17 protein-coding genes are annotated in these 15,915 nt (G+C 66.5%); 10 read left to right on the top strand and 7 right to left on the bottom strand.

Going from position 1 to position 15,915, the window contains the following annotated elements; genetic code table 11:
- The first annotated feature begins 351 nt into the window (after nucleotides 1-351).
- The 3 genes from VT03_RS23545 (at nucleotide 352) to VT03_RS34360 (ending at nucleotide 3,927) form a co-directional block, all read left to right on the top strand.
- Nucleotides 352-1,362 (top strand): DUF6263 family protein, encoded by a 1,011-nt coding sequence (locus tag VT03_RS23545; RefSeq protein ID WP_075095268.1) that lies wholly within the window; start codon nucleotides 352-354, stop codon nucleotides 1,360-1,362.
- 118 nt (nucleotides 1,363-1,480) lie between these two features.
- The gene (locus VT03_RS23540) at nucleotides 1,481-2,926 is read left to right on the top strand and encodes a hypothetical protein (RefSeq protein WP_075095267.1); all 1,446 of its coding nucleotides are present in this window, start codon (nucleotides 1,481-1,483) and stop codon (nucleotides 2,924-2,926) included.
- Nucleotides 2,923-3,927: an endonuclease/exonuclease/phosphatase family protein gene (locus VT03_RS34360; RefSeq protein WP_197489060.1), complete on the top strand. Its 1,005-nt coding sequence runs from the start codon at nucleotides 2,923-2,925 to the stop codon at nucleotides 3,925-3,927. The genes VT03_RS23540 and VT03_RS34360 overlap by 4 nt, the downstream gene beginning before the upstream one ends.
- Nucleotides 3,928-4,413: 486 nt before the next feature.
- On the opposite strand, the gene VT03_RS23530 is transcribed toward VT03_RS34360, so the two are convergent.
- On the bottom strand, nucleotides 4,414-4,821 hold the full coding sequence (locus tag VT03_RS23530; protein WP_075095265.1) for a hypothetical protein: 408 nt from the start codon (nucleotides 4,819-4,821) through the stop codon (nucleotides 4,414-4,416).
- 95 nt (nucleotides 4,822-4,916) lie between these two features.
- Nucleotides 4,917-5,879 carry a DUF1559 domain-containing protein gene (locus VT03_RS23525; protein ID WP_075095264.1) on the bottom strand — a complete coding sequence of 321 codons (963 nt, stop codon included), beginning with the start codon at nucleotides 5,877-5,879 and terminating at the stop codon, nucleotides 4,917-4,919.
- Nucleotides 5,880-6,210: 331 nt separating this feature from the next.
- On the opposite strand from VT03_RS23525, the gene VT03_RS23520 reads away from it, so the two are divergent.
- The 3 genes from VT03_RS23520 (at nucleotide 6,211) to VT03_RS23510 (ending at nucleotide 8,212) form a co-directional block, all read left to right on the top strand.
- Nucleotides 6,211-6,678, top strand: a complete 468-nt coding sequence (locus VT03_RS23520; RefSeq protein WP_075095263.1) for an Rrf2 family transcriptional regulator — start codon at nucleotides 6,211-6,213, stop codon at nucleotides 6,676-6,678.
- A complete protein-coding gene (locus VT03_RS23515) occupies nucleotides 6,668-7,360 on the top strand; it encodes a class I SAM-dependent methyltransferase (RefSeq protein WP_075095262.1) in 693 nt (230 codons plus the stop codon). Before VT03_RS23520 ends, VT03_RS23515 begins: the two co-directional genes overlap by 11 nt.
- Before the next feature lie 117 nt (nucleotides 7,361-7,477).
- A complete protein-coding gene (locus tag VT03_RS23510) occupies nucleotides 7,478-8,212 on the top strand; it encodes a DUF899 domain-containing protein (RefSeq protein ID WP_075095261.1) in 735 nt (244 codons plus the stop codon).
- Between the two features lie 315 nt (nucleotides 8,213-8,527).
- Here the strand turns inward: VT03_RS23510 and VT03_RS23505 are convergent, their stop codons facing one another.
- The 5 genes from VT03_RS23505 to VT03_RS23485 form a co-directional block, all read right to left on the bottom strand.
- The gene (locus tag VT03_RS23505) at nucleotides 8,528-9,613 is read right to left on the bottom strand and encodes a serine hydrolase domain-containing protein (protein ID WP_075095260.1); all 1,086 of its coding nucleotides are present in this window, start codon (nucleotides 9,611-9,613) and stop codon (nucleotides 8,528-8,530) included.
- Between the two features lie 71 nt (nucleotides 9,614-9,684).
- The gene (locus VT03_RS23500) at nucleotides 9,685-10,350 is read right to left on the bottom strand and encodes a hypothetical protein (protein ID WP_156514713.1); all 666 of its coding nucleotides are present in this window, start codon (nucleotides 10,348-10,350) and stop codon (nucleotides 9,685-9,687) included.
- Nucleotides 10,347-10,607 carry a hypothetical protein gene (locus tag VT03_RS23495; RefSeq protein WP_075095258.1) on the bottom strand — a complete coding sequence of 87 codons (261 nt, stop codon included), beginning with the start codon at nucleotides 10,605-10,607 and terminating at the stop codon, nucleotides 10,347-10,349. Before VT03_RS23495 ends, VT03_RS23500 begins: the two co-directional genes overlap by 4 nt.
- 9 nt (nucleotides 10,608-10,616) lie before the next feature.
- Complete coding sequence (locus tag VT03_RS23490) at nucleotides 10,617-11,522, bottom strand: alpha/beta hydrolase (RefSeq protein ID WP_075095257.1); 906 nt, start codon at nucleotides 11,520-11,522, stop codon at nucleotides 10,617-10,619.
- A 43-nt stretch (nucleotides 11,523-11,565) separates the two neighbouring features.
- Nucleotides 11,566-12,864, bottom strand: a complete 1,299-nt coding sequence (locus VT03_RS23485) for an acetylxylan esterase (protein WP_197489059.1) — start codon at nucleotides 12,862-12,864, stop codon at nucleotides 11,566-11,568.
- A gap of 118 nt (nucleotides 12,865-12,982) precedes the next feature.
- On the opposite strand from VT03_RS23485, the gene VT03_RS23480 reads away from it, so the two are divergent.
- The 4 genes from VT03_RS23480 (at nucleotide 12,983) to VT03_RS23465 (ending at nucleotide 15,775) form a co-directional block, all read left to right on the top strand.
- On the top strand, nucleotides 12,983-13,291 hold the full coding sequence (locus VT03_RS23480; protein WP_075095256.1) for a hypothetical protein: 309 nt from the start codon (nucleotides 12,983-12,985) through the stop codon (nucleotides 13,289-13,291).
- Between the two features lie 36 nt (nucleotides 13,292-13,327).
- On the top strand, nucleotides 13,328-14,059 hold the full coding sequence (locus VT03_RS23475) for a biotin/lipoate A/B protein ligase family protein (protein WP_075095255.1): 732 nt from the start codon (nucleotides 13,328-13,330) through the stop codon (nucleotides 14,057-14,059).
- A gap of 455 nt (nucleotides 14,060-14,514) precedes the next feature.
- Entirely contained in the window at nucleotides 14,515-15,111 is a 597-nt protein-coding gene (locus VT03_RS23470) for an RNA polymerase sigma factor (protein ID WP_231870500.1), read from the top strand.
- A gap of 142 nt (nucleotides 15,112-15,253) precedes the next feature.
- Nucleotides 15,254-15,775 (top strand): PspA/IM30 family protein, encoded by a 522-nt coding sequence (locus tag VT03_RS23465; protein ID WP_075095253.1) that lies wholly within the window; start codon nucleotides 15,254-15,256, stop codon nucleotides 15,773-15,775.
- Nucleotides 15,776-15,915 lie beyond the last annotated feature (140 nt).

The raw sequence follows: 15,915 nt of genomic DNA, 5'->3' as shown, positions 1-15,915 counted from the left end.
CGAAGGGGTTGCGGCAAGGCGTTTCGTTGACAGAACCCCTTCGAGGTTCTTGAGAATGGACGCGGGCTAAAACCCCAGGGTAGGCCACTTCGTGGCCAACCCTGGGCTATTGGGCGTAACTCCTTCGGAATAGAGAACAGACGCCTCAGTCCCACCTGGAACGACTGACAAATGCCGAGTGCAGATTCCTGAGGTCGGACGCGGGTCCTCCTCCCCCGCTTCCTCGCCCCAAACTCCTCTACCCCCGCCCGCCGCCGGGCTGCTACAACTCCGCCGCAACCGGCAGAACCTGCCGCTCAAGAAGCCGCCCCAGGGATCGCGGGCGCGAGCGGCCGATGTCAGGGAGGACCTATGCGTCGCGTCGTTTCGACTGTGCTTTTCGCTCTCCTGGCGCTCGCCGGCAGCCTGCTCAATCCGACCCGCGTCCGCTCCGACGAAGCGGCCGGCACCAAGAAGGTCACGCCGACCTCCGCCGTCGCTCCCGAGACCATTGCCCCCAAGGCCGGGGCCGCCTCCCCCGCCCCGCTCCAGACCTACACGCTCCAGTTCCAGTTCGCCAAGGGCGAGTCCTCGCACTACGCCGTCCGCCAGCAGAACGAGCTGGAGGTCGAGTACAACGAGGTCGCGGAGAAGACCAGGTCCCAGGCCAACTCGGTCCGGCACTTCAAGGTCCTGGACGTCGACAGCGAAGGGGTCGCGACGCTCGAACTGTGCATTGACCGCTGCCACATGACTGCCACCCAGAACGGGACCACGGTCACCTACGACAGCACGAAGCCGGAGGCGGAAGTCCCGTCCCAGTTCTACCAGGTCGCCGCCATGCTCGGCCGCCCCTCGGTCCAGATCAAGATGTCCCCCAACGGCAAAGTCGTCGGGATCACGTCGCTCCTCGGCCAGGCGGTCGATTCCCTGACCGCGGACGACCAGAAGCTCGACGTCCTGTTCACGCTTCCGGAGAAGCCGGTCGCGATCGGCGATCAGTGGAGCGAGACCTCCAAGGCCGAGGTCGCCGCGGCCGCCGCGATCGTCGGGGGGGCCAAGGAAAGTGTGACGATCCTGCGGAAGTACACCCTCACGGGGGTCAAGGAAGGGGTCGCCACGATCGGCCTCCAGACAATCATCCTCACCCCGAACATCGACGCCGAGAAGCAGACGCAGCTCGTTCAGAAGCTGTGGAAGGGGGAGATCCGCTTCGACATCGCGAAAGGCCGGATGCTCGCCCGGCGGCAGGAGATCAGCGAGGAAGTGGCCGGCTTCTCGAACAAGACCGGCCTGCTCACGGTCCACAATACCCGGCTCGACCTGTTCGCCCCGGCGGACAAACTTGCCGCCGTCGACCTCAAGCCGTCGCAGCAGGACTAGGCGATCAAGGCGAGAGACGGCGACTGAATGGCATCGGGAGCCGGCGTTCGTGAACGGATCATGCCGGCCCTCTCTCCCGCCGCGACGTCGCCCATCCGCTCTCCGAGGGATCTGACGCATGACCGTCCCCGCTCTCTCCGCTGAGCTCACAACTCCAGGGAGAGGGCACGCGGGGAAAGGGACTGCGAACGACCTCCCGATCGCTCCTCCCGCCCCCCCCACGTTCCAGTGCCCGGGTGAAGCCCATCCGATCGGCGCGGCGGTCCACTACCAGCGGCTGGCGAACGGCTACGCCCGCTGCCATGACTGCGTCCATCGCTCGGAGCACGGCCTCCTCCCGCTTCCGCCGCAACGGCTCCTCCGCTCCCCGCGAACAATCGCGGACCTCTTCCTCCCCGAAGGGATCCGGGGGATCGTCCCCAACGAGCTCACCGACCGCGTCGCCTGCGACTTCGGCCGGGCGATCGGTCAGACCCTCTGGCACGGGATGGACGCCGGCGAGACCGGTCCCGATGACCTGCCGCGCCCCATCCGTCGCCGCCCGCCGGTTCTCGTCGTCGGCATCGACGGCCGCCCTTCGTCGCCGCGGCTCGCCGGGAGTCTCGTCCGCGGCCTGCGGGAGTCGGCCGTGGAAATCCTCGACGCCGGCCGAATCACCGAGCCGATGCTCCGCTGGGGGACCGACCACTGGCGGGCCGACGCCGGCCTGTTCGTCACCGGCGCGGGCCACGCCGCTTCCTTCGGCGGCTTTCAACTCATCGCTCCCGCGGGTCGCACATGGTGCGCCGGCGGGCCGCTCGACCGGCTCCGCGAAGCGATGTCGCATGCGGCCGGTCGGCCGCGCCGCACCGGCGGCGACTATCGGACGATCGACGCCGAGGCGGGCTACCTCGCTGCCCTGCAGGGGGAAACCCACGGCCTCCGCCCCGTCCACGTCGGAATCGCGACGGCCGACCCCGTCCTCCGCGCCGCCTGCGAAGAGGTCCTCGCCCCGTCGCCCATCGAAGTCAGCCCGCTCCCGCTGCACGACACCGAGACCGAGATGCGGCGCGGGCCGTGGGATCTGGGAGTGACGTTCTCCGAAGAGGGCTCGCGGGGAGACTTCCGGGACGAATGCGGAGACCTCATCCCGCCCGAGGACCTTGTCCGACAGCTCGGACGGCAGCTCCTCGGCGAGTGGAGCCACGTCTCGATCGCCGTCGCGACAGACCGGCTCCCGACGCTGGAGCGGGACGCCGCCACGGACGAGTTCCTGCTGTTCCACGACGGCGGCCCGACCTCCGCCACACTCGTGGCGGCGATGGACTCCGTCGGCGCGCAGCTCGGCCTCGACGCCGCCGGACGGATCTGGCTCACCGATGGAGAGACCGGCCCCCGCTGCGACGGCCTCCTGGTCCTGCTGCGGATCCTGGCGCTCCTCAGCCGCCGCGCGGAGCCGACCTCCTGGCTGCGGCGGCCGACGGCGCGGACCGAACCGGACCGCGCGACCGACCGCCCCGCCCGAATCGCCGACGTGGCCCGGACCGAAGCCGGGAGCGCGGCGGGCCCAGGGAGACCTGCGTGACGGATGTGCCCCACTCGCATCGCTCACCAGGCGATGCCCCCTCGACGGCTGACCTCCGTCCGCCGGGCGCTCAACCCCGCCCCTCCCGCTGGGGACGATGGCTGCGGTGGATTGCCGGCTCGCTGCTGGTCGTGATGCTCATCGCGAGACTGACGGTGCAGGACCGCCTGCCGTTCTTCTCGACTCTGTTCTACGCCGCTCCGCTGCCGGTCCTGACCGCTCTCGCGGCGGGCCTCGTCCTCGCCTCCGGGCGGAGCCGCCGGGCCTGCGTCACCTGGAGTCTCGTCTCGGGCGCTCTCTGCCTCTGGACTCTCGCCGAGTACCGCCGCTCAGTCCCCCCCACGGCGCTCGAACGGCCGATCCGGCTCCTCCTGTGGAACACGGGCCGCGGCACGATCGGCAGCCCGGACGGCATCGCGCGGGAGATCACGCGTGTCGATGCCGACCTGGTGGTCCTGATCGAGGCGGTCCCCTGGGAGGATCCCCCGGAAATCCGGGCGTTCTGGAAAGAGACCTGTCCGCAGTACCGGACGTCGCTCCTCGGAGGGGGGATCGTCCTCCTCTCCAAGTTCCCCTCCGGCGAGACCACGACGGCGGAGCTCCCGCTCTCGACCCGCACGCGGCAGCTCGACGTCGACTGCCGCGGCACCCCGCTCCGCCTCCTCGTCTGCGACGTCGGCTCGAACCCGTTCCGCTCGCGAAAGCCGACCCTCGACGCCATTACCGCCGCCGCCGACAAGCTCGCCGACTCCCCCGCCCTCGTCCTCGGCGACTTCAACACACCGCACGACTCCCGGTGTTTCGACGGCCTGCGAAAATCCTACCGGAACGCCTTCCTGACGGCGGGGAGCGGCTATCTCGCCACCTGGCCCATCCCGCTACCGGTCCTCTCGCTTGATCAGATCTGGGCCAGCGATCGCATCGCGATCGGCACCTGCCGTCACCTCTGGACGACCCGTTCGGACCATCGCCCGGTGCTGCTCGAGTTCGACCTGAAGTGAGTCCGCTCGAACCGGGGCCTTGCCGGCACGGCGATGCCAGCTCAAACCCAATGTGCCACGGCAGCCTGGGGTCAAGGGGCCAGAAAAACGACACAGGCCCCCTTGCCGCCGGAGGCACTCCTGTGAGGAACCGTGGTAAACAACGGACGTCCCCTTTGTGGTACCCGCGTTGGGGACTCCCTCACATCACACAGCTCGCTTTGCAATCCCCGCGGGTTGGTGAAGGGGCATCCCACACGGTGTCCGCGCTTGGACACGATCTCCTTCAGAGATCTCTCGACGGCCAGGCCTCCGGCGGGCAAAGGGCCAAGAAAAACAACACAGGCCCCTCTGCACTCCCCGACCAGGGTACCCCTGGACCCGATTAGGGCCAAATGATCCTGCGTTGCGACGCTCTACCTTCCGCCTTCAGCCTGAACCCCTTCCGCCTCCCTCATGGCCCCTCTGCACTCCCCACCAGGGATCCCCCTGGACCTGGTCCGCGACTCACTTCGACTTCAACGGGAACTCGAAGCTGTTCTCTCCCTCTTTGACAACCGCCGAGAGCGTCGTCGCGACGTTGTACTTCGCGGGGACCTTCTCGTTCTCCTTCTTCCGCGTCCCTTCCAGATCCGTGCTGATCGACACGGCATGATTCGCGACCACCGCCCCCTTCATGCCCGTCTTCTCCTGCAGCTCAAACTTCCCGGCCGCGTCCGTGATCCCCGCGGAAGGAGTCCCTTTGTCCGGAGAGAAGTGGACCATGGCATTGGGAAGCGGCATCCCATCCAGCGTCACGGAACCGGTCACCGGCTGCACGGCCGGCTTGTCGTTGGGGCCTCCGCCGCAACCGAAGGCCAGGAAGAAAACGGGAAGCAGACCGGCGAGTCGCCGACTCAGAGAGGGCGTGGGCATAGCGCAGTGCTCAAGCGGGGGCGAGGGGGAAGTAGCGGGAACCAGGCGCGGCCCCCGAGCCACAGAGCCCGGGATGCCGGGGACAGGGAGAGCGCTCACCACTCTCCGGGAAGGGCGACCTTGTCCTCGCGGCGGCACAGGTGCTGCGCCAGAACGAGGTTGATGTACTGGCTCACAAAGCGGGCCGAGCCATCCGCACAGACCACCTGGATCCCTCCCACGTGCTGGCTCGCCAGCTCGCGGCGGTCTCCGCGGACCGCGGACCCGTTGATCTCCCCATAGGTGGGGACGACATATCCGAAGACCTTGTAGAGGTCATAGTTGTTGTCGCCGCACCGGGGAGCCGACGTCCCCGCCCAATACGCTCCGAAGTGGCGCTCGACGGTGATGCCGGCCCGCGGCGGAGGCTGCACCGTGTCGCGCTCCGAGGCCAGCCAGGTGTTGCTGGATCCGTCCAGGATGTCTTTGAGGTTGATGTTGCTGTTGACGTAGAACAGCCCCCCGGTGTCCAGGTTGGCCCCGCTGGGACAGTTGTTGTCCATCGCCCCGTGAATGGCGACGTAATTCGACAGCCCGATCGAGACCGCCGCACCGCTGCCGTAGCGGATGGTGGTGGTGTCGTTCATCGACGGGTTGCGGTGCGGGTCGGAGGGGCAGCGGTAGGTGGGGATGACCGACCGGACCAGCGCCAGCAGGTTCGCGTTGTTGAGGTCCATCGGGTCGCCGACGTTGAGCTTGTTGTAGAGCTGCGTCTGGTCGATGTAGGGGAGAATGTAGGCTCCCCAGCCCCACCCGGTCCCATTGGCCAGCGTCGTCGCGGCGCTATTCGGGGGAGCGGTGTGCTGCACCCCCATCGGGAAGACCCCGAGCGCCTCGTGGTAGTTGTGCATCGCCACGGCGATCTGCTTCAGCTGGTTCAGGCACTGCGTCTTCCTAGCTGCCTCGCGAGCCTGCTGCACCGCGGGGAGAAGAATCGCCACCAGAACTGCAATGATGGCGACAACCACCAGAAGTTCGATGAGCGTGAAGCCACGACGGACCGTTTCAAGTCGGCGCATGGAAGGAGCCCCTGACCAAAATCGAGCGACAAAGGGATTTCACGTTCCCGTCCGGCCAGCGACAGTCGAGAGAGCCAGTGACACCAGACCCGACGGCAATCACATTCGTACAGGATTATGCGTCTCGTCAGATAAGCACACAAGCAATTGTTGATGAATACTGGATGAACGCGAGGGGGCACGGCGCACGTGACCACTTCCAGAGTTCAACCACAGGCTGGCCGAGCTCATAGCAGGCAGGGCTCTCGCGCGGATACCAGACGACAAGCGTGCTAGACCCGTTCACGCCGAACACGTTGACGAGTTCCCGTCACGTACTACCATAAGTTACATGAGACGCGACAGTCGACTGTCCGGTGTGCTTCACGTCCTGCTGCACATGGCGGAACAGGCGAGTCCCGTCACGTCGGAAGCCCTTTCCCGGATGCTGGCCACCAACCCGGTCGTGATCCGGCGGACGATGTCCGGCCTCCGGAAGCAGGGCTATGTCCGGTCGGAAAAAGGGCACGGCGGCGGATGGACGCTGGCGTGCGACCTGTCCAAGGTCACCCTGCGGGACATTTACGCCGCCCTCGGGAACCCGTCGCTTCTCGCCATCGGTCATCGCACGGACGCCCCCGGCTGCCTCGTCGAACAGGCGGTGAACGCCGCCCTCGAGCAGGCGTTCCGCGAGGCCGAGGAGCGGCTGCTCTCCCGCCTGGGGGAGGTCACGCTCGCCGCCCTCAGCGCCGACTACCACGCCCGGCTCATGGCCCGCGGCGCGTCGCCACATCCTGAGGAGCATGGTCATGCCTCCTGAGCCCGCCCCCGCCTCGCCGTTCTCCGATCCGCAGCTCGTCGCCCGATACGCCGAAGGTCCGCCCCGCCTCGTGCCGGGATTCGCCGACATGCAGCGGATGACGACGCTCCTGCTGGCCGAGCGGGTCCCGGACCACGGCCGCGTCCTCGTCGTCGGGGCCGGAGGAGGCCTCGAGCTGAAGGTCTTCGCCCAGGCTCACGCGGGCTGGACCTTCGACGGCATCGACCCGGCCCCGGAGATGATCCGGCTCGCCGAGCAGACGCTGGGGCCGCTCGCCTCACGCGTACAACTGCACGCGGGGACCGTCGACCGCGCCCCGGAAGGGCCGTTCGACGCCGCGACCTGTCTCCTGACGATGCACTTCGTCCCCGTCGACGAGCGTCGACGGATGGCGGCCGAGATCCATCGCCGCCTGAGGCCCGGCGCCCCGTTCGTGGTGGTCCACATGAGCCTTCCGCCGAGCGAAGGAGACCGGGCCACTTGGCTGTCGCGCTACACCGCGTTCGCCGCGTCCTCCGGCATCGAGTTCGAGAACGCGGAAGCCGCTCGCCAGGCCGTCGCGACGCGGCTGACGATCCTCACCCCCGAACAGGACGAAGCGATCCTCCGCGAAGCCGGCTTCTCCGATGTCGGCCTGTTCTATGCCGGATTCACATTCCGCGGCTGGGTCGCGTACGCATGACCGGCGTCGTGACGGAGCCGTCGACACGGCCCTGTGCAGGCACGACCATTGCACCGGACGGCAGCCTCGCCGCTGCATCCCGCAGCAGGCGTGACGTCCCTCCGCGGAGAAGCCCAGATGACCGACCCGACCGTACCGCACCCGCCGATTGTCTCGCGAGACGAGTGGAAGACGCACCGGGTGGCGCTCCTCAACGAGGAGAAGCGGCTCACGCAGGAAGCGGACCGGGTCCATGCGGAGCGCCGCCGCCTGCCGATGGTGCGGGTCGAGAAGACCTACACCTTCGAAGCGCCGGAGGGCCCCGTCACGCTGCTCGACCTGTTCGAAGGCCGGCGGCAGCTGATCGTCTATCACTTCATGTTCGATCCGAACTGGGACAAGGGGTGCGACGGCTGTACGGGGCTGGTCGATGCTCTGGGCGATCTGTCGATGCTGGCGGATCGGCAGACGACCTTTGTGCTGATCTCCCGGGCGCCGCTGGCCAAGCTCCAGGCCTATAAGGCCAAGAAGGGTTGGGACTGGCGGTGGGTCTCGTCGAACAAGAGCGACTTCAACTACGACTTCCATGCGACGCTCGACGCGGCGGTCGCTCCGTTTGAGAACAACTTCCGGGACGAGACGGAGGAACGAAAGCGGATCGGGCCGATGAGTCCGCTCTTCAAGGGGGAGACGCATGGCAACAGCGTCTTCTTCCGGATTGATGACGAGGTCTACCACACGTATTCGTGCTTTGCCCGTGGTTGTGAGCATCTCACAAACTCGTACGCCCTGCTCGACATCACGCCGTATGGGCGGCAGGAAGATTTTGAGAAGTCGCCTGCGGGCTGGCCGCAGAAGCCAACATATGGCTGACCCATCAAGCCCCCACCGAGGTCCAGGGGGCACCCCTGGTGGGGGATGCAAGGGGGCAACGCCCCTTTGCCCGCCGGAGGCCTGGCCGTCGAGAGATAGCTGAAGGAGTGAGTGTCCAAACGCGGACGACGTGCCGTATGCCCCCTCACCAACCCGCGGGGATTCCGCAGCGAGCGGTGTGTGGTGAAGGAGTCCTCATAGCTGGTCCCACAAAGCGAACATCCGTTGTGTACCACGGTTCCTCATGGAAGTGCCTCCGGCGGCCAGGGCTTCCAGCCCTGGACCCGGGGCTCTGGCGTCGAGTTCCTTTGGAGCTCACCCCACGATCGCCCGCGCGGCCAGATCCCGCGGATGCGGCTGAACCGCCCGCCCCGGGAGCGACGTGAGGATCACGCACACGCTCTCCGTCGCCGGATCAGCCCACGCCAGCGTCCCGGTCGACCCGGTATGCCCGAACGTCCGCTCCGAGCATCCCGTCGGCCCCGCCCCCGTCCCGACACTGAACCCCAGCCCCCGCGGAGTCAGCCCCACCGGGTTGTGATTGCGGACCATCAGCCGCTCGGTCTCGGGCTTCATCACCACGCCCCGCGCGTGCAGGAACTCCTCGAGGAACTTTCCGACGTCCGCCGCCGACGCATGCATCCCACCCCACGGCGCCCCGAGCGTCCGCCAGTACCGGCTGTTCCAGTCCCAGTTCCGTGCCGCCGGATCCCCGGCCCCCGACTCCGGCGCGGCCCGCTCGGTCTGACACGCCATGACCTCCTCCTCGCGGAAGTCGCCGAGCCCCAGGGCGGACCGTGTCATCTTGAGCGGCTTGAGAACACGGTCGGTCACCAGCGGAATGATCCCCTTCCCGGAGACCTTCTCCGCCACCGCGCACGCCAGCAGGATCCCCATGCTGGAGTACTGGTACTTCGTCCCCGGCGAAAACTCCGGCGGCAACCGCAGCGACTGCGAAACGAACTCCGCCAGCGGCGCGTGCCGGCCCCGCAGGGCGTTGTTGTCCGGCAGCTGATCCGGCAGTCCCGACGTATGCGTCAGCAGATGCCCGATCGTGACCTCCTCCCGCCCCTCCCCCCGAAACTCCGCAAAGAACTTCCCCAGGCGATCCTCGAGCCGGAACGCCCCCTCGTCCAAGAACGTCATGAGCGCGGCCACGCACATCGGCTTCGTAATCGACCCCAGCAGAAACGGCGCACCGACCGCCTTGGCCTGTCCGAAGACCTGGGACTGCTCCGCCCCCGCATCCGACAGATACAGCGAAGCCGCCCGCACCTCTCCGCTCTTGACCGCCTGATCGAGAATCCGAACCGCGGCCTCCCATTGCTTCTCACTCGCCGCGGCGGACAGGCGAGCGAAGAGCGCGACCAAGCTGGCCGAAAGGAACGTTCGTCGATGCATGGAGATCCCTCCAAAGGACTCTTAAAGAGAGACCGTCCCGATTTCCGGCCGGTCTTGTCGATCTCGATCAGTCATTCCCGCTCACCCGGCGACGCCCTCAGCGAGTCGATGTGGTCGGCGAGAGACGAGAACGGGGATGCGCGGGAATCCCACTCCGCGTCGGGATCGACGATGTACTCGACGCGATCAATCACCCGAAGCATCTCCGCTTCACCAAGCATCATCTGAACCGCGGTGCTGAGGATCTGCTGGATCCCGCGCTCGTCTGCCTGAAGCGGAAGACCGGTCGCGATATGGACGTCGAAAAACGCGCCGCCATCGAAAGCCGTCAAGGTGTAACGCCATTCGCTGACGTCGACATCAAGACGCTGGCCTCGCTTGTTGTGAAAGACGAAGCCGCCACTGACGTCGCGCCGCGGCCGTCCAGCCGAGAACCTCCACCCGGTCTCTCGAGGCGCGGCCCGCAGGATCTCGCCGATAAGAGCGAGGTTCTCCAGGTTCCCATTCAGCGTGAAGGCGAGGCCGTAACCGCTCTCTCCGGACGGGCCGATCTCCCAGCCAATGTCTTCAGACAGGAGACGAATCTGCGGACCGACGATCTCTGACAAATCCCGAGCGGAACCGCTGACGAGCGTCGTCTCAAGCCTGCGGCGACTGGCCAGGAACCACTCCCAGAACTGATCAATCGCCCCACCTCTCATCAGAACGGCTCCCTGCAGACTGTGAGTCGAAGTCACGGAGCAAAGGACTCCACCTTCAAGCCGCTTCGCGTCAGAAATGCCAGAACCTCGTCGATGTTCGGAAACACATGCCGTTCATCCCGCGAATAGGTCGACTCGTCGTACTGCTCGCCTGTGAGGCATTCTTCCCAAGTCAGGATGAAGGATCCCTCGTACTTCCAGACCGAGATCAGTCCTTCACACTCGCCTCTGCGATAGACGAGATTGTTCGCCTCATCCTCTTCAAGTCGTTTGATGAAAGTCGCCGGGCTCATCGTCCGGGCTCACTTCGCGGGTGCGGACTGCGGCCCCGGCAGCCGCTTGAGCCACGCCACCGCGAGCGATGGCCAGGTGTCGATGTTCGTCCCCTCGACCGGCCGCAGGCCGTATCCGTGCCCCCCCGCCTGATAGACGTGCAGCTCCGCCGGAATCTTTCGCTCCTTGAGGGCCGCGTAATAGAAGACCGGGCCGAGCGACGTCGAGCCGTCGTCGTGCGTGTGGAGGACGAACGAGGGGGGGAGGTCGTCGCTGAGGGTCAGTTCCGGGATGAGCTGCTTCGTCTTCCCGTCGTAGAGATTCCACGGGTAGATCAGGAGCGAGAAGTCAGGACGGCAGGAGACCTTGTCGGCCGCGTCGCGGGGCTCGTAGGAGCGTTCGCGGAAGCGGGTTGACGTCAGCGTGGCGAGCTGTCCACCCGCCGAGAAACCCATCACGCCGATATCACCCGGGTTGAGCTTCCACTCCGCCGCGTTGTGCCGGACGAGCGACACCGCCCGCTGGGCATCCTGGAGCGGCCGCTTCCAGGGAGCTTCCATCGAGCCGTCCTTGGTCCGGTACTTGAGGACGATCCCGGTGATCCCCTGCTCGTTGAGCCAGCGGGCCGGCTCGGAGCCCTCCTTGTCACTGACGACGTAGTTGTAGCCCCCGCCGGGAAAGATCAGGACGCAGCGTCCCGTCCGCTTGTCGGCGGGCGGCTCAAAGAACTCGAGCGTCGGCTGCGTGATCTTCGTGATCCGTGTCGCGGGCGGTTTCTCGGTGGGCCGCATCGGCAGCGCCTCCCCGCGCGAGAGAGCAGTCTCGCCGGGAACAGTCTCGCCCCACAGGTCCATCGTCCGGTCCGGCCCCTCGGCCGCCGCCCCCCGCCCGACGAACACCACAACCGCCGCCAACCAAACCCAACGCATACTCATCGCCAGCTCCGCCTTCTGATCCCTAGACGCTCGTCTCTAGTCCCTAGTCCTTCTTCCCGAAGTGCCGGTCCGCAAAATCCATGAACCGCTCCCAGTCATAGAGGATCACGTCATGGCCGCCGGCCCGCCGGTGGTAGCCGATCGTGCCGCCATTCACTGGCTGGTCGACCGCGGGCGTGTCGTGGGACTTCAGCCCCGCAAAGCCGTCAGTCCCGAGGAGCTTGTAGACCGGCTCCGCCTCGACCGCTCCCAGGAACTCGCCGCGGGGGTCGGCCCACAGGTCCTCCGCCGCGCTCGCCACGTAGACCGGCCGCGGCGCAATGAGGGCGATCAGCTCGTGCTGGTCGACCGGACAGGCCGCCTCATTGTCGTTGTACTTGCGGTAGTTCACGCAGAACCAGTGCGGGAACGAGGTATTGATCCGGGCCACGGTCTCGCCGAAGTCGCGACGGCTCAGCGCTGCCCCGCCGCAGCCGGAGTTGTTCGAGATCACGAGCGCGAACCGCTCATCCGTCGCCCCGGCCCACAACGACGTCTTCCCCAGTCGCGAATGCCCCAAGACCGCAACGTGCTTCGCGTCGATCAGCGGATCGGTCTCCAGGTAATCGAGCGCCCGGCTCAATCCCCAGGCCCACGCCGCGATGCTCCCCGGGTCGTCCCCGGTCCGTTCCTTCTGCGGGAAGAGGGCGTGGATCCCGTTCTTGAACCCGTCGTCGAAGTCCGGATCGATGTCGCCGTAGTAGATCGTCGCCACGGCGTAGCCCCGGTCGATCACCTGCTCCACCGGCCAGCGGCGCGACTCCTTCCCTCGCGACTTCTCCGTGGCCTTGTTGTCGACCACGGTCCCGTCCTTGTCGCCGGCCCGCATCCAGTTCGGGTTCAGCGTGATCTCGGGGTCGTCGGTGACGGCGTGGTTGCCGTTGAAGTTCAGCCCCAGGAACGCCGGGGACTTCTTCCCCTTGGGGGCGTAGATCAGGATCGACATCGAAGGCTCGTCCGCCGTCGGCGAGAACCGGACCGTCACTTCCTTGCGGACCGCCTTCCCCCCCAGGGCGTTCTCGTTCACCTTCCCCGGCTCGAAGCGGATCCCCTCGACCTTCGGCAGCGGCTTCCCGAAGACGTGCTCCTCGAACAGCCGCAGCAGCTCCGGCCGGCGAACCGTCTTCCACATCTCGGGGGAGGTCACCTTCTTCCCGTCCTGGGTGACGAGCGGATCGGGGAGCGTGTACGGCTTGACCTTCTCCTCGTCGTAATTGAAGCCCTTGGGCTGGGCGAAGGCGGTGGAAGAAGCGGTCATGGCGAAGGCACACGACAGGAGAAAGGCGAGCGCAGGGAATCGCACGGCGAGGCTCCGGGAAAACAGGTGGGCTGGACCGGACGCAGGAGAACCACGGGCTGGAGCCCGCTGTCGTTGTCCTTATGGTGATAAAGTTCGCGTCACTCGCAATGGAGAACGATCGATGTCCCAACCGGACGATCCGGAGATTCGATACGAGTTCGACTACGGCGGGGGGACACTCGAGGTTGAGTGCCAGCGCGAAGACTTCCAGCGAATCCGCGATGCGATTCTCGCCGCGTTGCCGTCGACCAGGGACCGGATTCCTCCGCTGGATGGCATCCGCCACATCGTGATCCGGGACACCACCGAAGAGACGCCGCCAAGCTTCCTTCGGGATCGCCTTGTGCTGCTCGGCTGTGCCATCGTCGGCTTCGTGTTGCTGACCGGCATCGCCATTCTGTTCCTGGTCATCGTTCGTGCTGGGCTGTAGAGCGGTGAATCGGTACCTCGGCGTTATCATTCCTCCATGTCCTTCCTCCTCATCGAGCCGGCCCCTCAGCCCGGCGACTGGAACATGGCGGTCGATGCCTGGCTGCTCGACCGCGCCGTCGATCACCACACGGCGGCCGCGCGGCTCTACGAGTGGAACGCGCCGACCGTCTCGCTCGGCCACTTCCAGAAGTTGACCGACCCCGCGGTCAGCGGACGCTTCGCCCCGCTCCCCAAGGTCCGGCGGCTCTCCGGCGGCGGCGCGATCCTGCACGACCGTGAGCTGACCTACTCGCTCGCCGTCCCCGCCGAGCACTCTCTCGCCCGTGACCCCACCGGACTCTATTCCCTCGTCCATGACCGGATCATTGCCGTGCTGGCGGCGATGGGAGTCGAGTCGCGGATGCGCGGTGAGGCCCGTTCCGGTCCCGAGCCGTTCCTCTGTTTCGGCCGGGGCGATCCGCGGGACATCGTTCTTGGTCCGCACAAGATTCTCGGCAGCGCCCAGCGTCGCCGCCGCGGGGCGATTCTCCAGCATGGGGCGCTGCTCCTCGCGCAATCCCCTCACGCCGACGAGTTCCCCGGCATCGCCGAACTCACCGGAGGCGCGATGGATCTCGCCAGCCTCCGCGAAGCCCTCGCGATCGAGTTCCAGACCCTCCTCGGATCAGCCGACCGACGAGCGAGCCTGGAACGAGACGAGGACGAGGCGGTCCGCGGATTCCTGCACGCCGCTGCGGAGGATCTGCGGAGCGAGACGGGTCCCTGAACGGGCCGGTTCCGGTGTCCCGAACCCCGCCCTTGCCGGCACGACGCTGGTCGCTCAAACCCAACGTGCCACGGCAGCCTGGGGTCAAGGGGCGAAGAAACTACACAGGCCCCCTTGCCGCCGGAGGCCTCTTCTACGAGGAACCGTGGTAAGCAACGGACGCCCCCTTTGTGGCACCGGCGTTGAGGACTCCACGCTCGCTTTGCAGTCCCCGCGGGTTGGTGAGGGGGCATACGGCACAGTATCCGCGTTTGGACACGCCCTCCTTCAGACATCTCTCGACGGCCAGGCCTCCGGCGGGCAAGAGGGCTTCGCCCCCTTGCATCCCCCACCAGGGTGCCCCTGGACCCGGTTCTATTGGTGCCCGCGTGAATCGCGTACGCCTTCGCTATACACTCGCACACATGCCCGACTGCGACTCCCCACCCGATGACCTCATCGACGACGATCAACTCATGATCCGAGTCCAGAGCGGGGAAAATCACGCCTTCGACGAAATCGTCGACCGGCACCAGGGCTCCCTCCTCGGCTTCTTCTACCGCAACACCCGGGACTGGCAGCTCTCCGAAGACCTCACCCAGGACACCCTCGTCAAGGTCTACAATCAGGCGTGGGACTACCTCCCCCTCGGCCGCTTCCGCGGCTGGATGTTCCGCATCGCCCGCAACCTCCTCATCGACGACGTCCGCCGCCGCACCAACGACGCCCTGATCCGCGCCTGCCAGCGCCGCCAGTCCGAAGAAGACGACGAAATGACCCGCCTGGCCTCCGAAGTCCTCGGCCCCGAAGTCGAAGCGGACCACAAGGAACTCGCCGCCATCGTCGACGACGCCCTGTCGGAAATCCCGGACGAGCAGCGGCAGACATTCATTCTGCACCACTTCTCCGACCTTTCCCTCCCGGAAGTCTCGGAGATCATGGAAGTCCCCCTTCCGACCAGCAAAAGCCGCCTGCGCCTTGCCCGCGAGAAACTGAGCGAAAAACTTCGATTGGCCGGAATCACGCCGCTCAGCGAGGATTCCGCGGAAGTTCCGGAAGCGAGCCCCTCCTGAGGGTTCCCGCCGCTGGAAATCCTTGAATCGTGAAGTCCGAAAGCGTATTCCGCCCGTTTGTCCCGACTGCCTGACTTCGTCGTGCGGTCCTGAGCCGGTCGATTGCAGCCGGTCAGTGGTATTCGAAGAGTTGGTGTCCGCCATGCCGCATTTCAGTCGCCTCACCGATATCGTGACCTGCAATCTCAGCGCGATGCTGGCGGAGGCGGCCGACCCGAAGAAGGCCCTCGAGGAGATCATCCGGGAGATGAGGGAAGGGGTCGCCGGAGCCAACCGCAGCTCCAAGACGGCGGCCGGCAACCTCAGCCGGATCGAACTCGAGATCGGCGAACAGACCCAGCAGGTCCAGCAATGGCTCGGCCGGGCCCGCGAAGCCCTCGCGGCCGAAGACGAAGAAAACGCCCGCCAGGCCCTTCTCCGGAAGCGGGAGCACGAGAGCCTCCTGGCCGGACTCGAACAGCAGCTGGGCGCCGCCCGCTCGACGCGCGATCACATGACCTGCACGCTCCACGCCCTGGAAGCCCGTCTGGCGGACGCCCTCCGCCGCAAGGCGGACCTCGAGGGGGTGGAGGAGCCGGTCGTCATCAAGAGCGGTGCAATCTCGATCGGCTCGGAAGTCGACGCCGAACTGGAAGCCCTCAAGCGGGAAGTCTCCGGCCGGTAACGGAACCGGTTCGGCCCTGCTCCGATCCGTGTGCATCTGTGTTCATCCGTGGCTTTTTCATTGATTAGCCACAGATGAACACAGATCAACACAGATAAGAGAGGAGGACGAAGAGGAGGAGCTGACGAACCGTTGCCGGT

It is taken from the genome of Planctomyces sp. SH-PL14 (genome assembly GCF_001610835.1).
Lineage (GTDB): Bacteria > Planctomycetota > Planctomycetia > Planctomycetales > Planctomycetaceae > Planctomyces_A.
The sequence above is the reverse complement of the archived record's forward strand: the minus strand, read 5'-3'. Positions and strand labels throughout refer to the sequence as shown.

Coding starts and splice junctions, on each gene's coding strand:
- VT03_RS23465 (WP_075095253.1), top strand. CDS start 15,254: ATGCCGCATTTCAGTCGCCTCACCGATATCGTGACCTGCAATCTCAGC.
- VT03_RS23545 (WP_075095268.1), top strand. CDS start 352: ATGCGTCGCGTCGTTTCGACTGTGCTTTTCGCTCTCCTGGCGCTCGCC.
- VT03_RS23470 (WP_231870500.1), top strand. CDS start 14,515: ATGATCCGAGTCCAGAGCGGGGAAAATCACGCCTTCGACGAAATCGTC.
- VT03_RS23515 (WP_075095262.1), top strand. CDS start 6,668: ATGCCTCCTGAGCCCGCCCCCGCCTCGCCGTTCTCCGATCCGCAGCTC.
- VT03_RS23520 (WP_075095263.1), top strand. CDS start 6,211: ATGAGACGCGACAGTCGACTGTCCGGTGTGCTTCACGTCCTGCTGCAC.
- VT03_RS23530 (WP_075095265.1), bottom strand. CDS start 4,821: ATGCCCACGCCCTCTCTGAGTCGGCGACTCGCCGGTCTGCTTCCCGTT.
- VT03_RS23505 (WP_075095260.1), bottom strand. CDS start 9,613: ATGCATCGACGAACGTTCCTTTCGGCCAGCTTGGTCGCGCTCTTCGCT.
- VT03_RS23490 (WP_075095257.1), bottom strand. CDS start 11,522: ATGAGTATGCGTTGGGTTTGGTTGGCGGCGGTTGTGGTGTTCGTCGGG.
- VT03_RS23525 (WP_075095264.1), bottom strand. CDS start 5,879: ATGCGCCGACTTGAAACGGTCCGTCGTGGCTTCACGCTCATCGAACTT.
- VT03_RS23495 (WP_075095258.1), bottom strand. CDS start 10,607: ATGAGCCCGGCGACTTTCATCAAACGACTTGAAGAGGATGAGGCGAAC.
- VT03_RS23510 (WP_075095261.1), top strand. CDS start 7,478: ATGACCGACCCGACCGTACCGCACCCGCCGATTGTCTCGCGAGACGAG.
- VT03_RS23540 (WP_075095267.1), top strand. CDS start 1,481: ATGACCGTCCCCGCTCTCTCCGCTGAGCTCACAACTCCAGGGAGAGGG.
- VT03_RS23480 (WP_075095256.1), top strand. CDS start 12,983: ATGTCCCAACCGGACGATCCGGAGATTCGATACGAGTTCGACTACGGC.
- VT03_RS23475 (WP_075095255.1), top strand. CDS start 13,328: ATGTCCTTCCTCCTCATCGAGCCGGCCCCTCAGCCCGGCGACTGGAAC.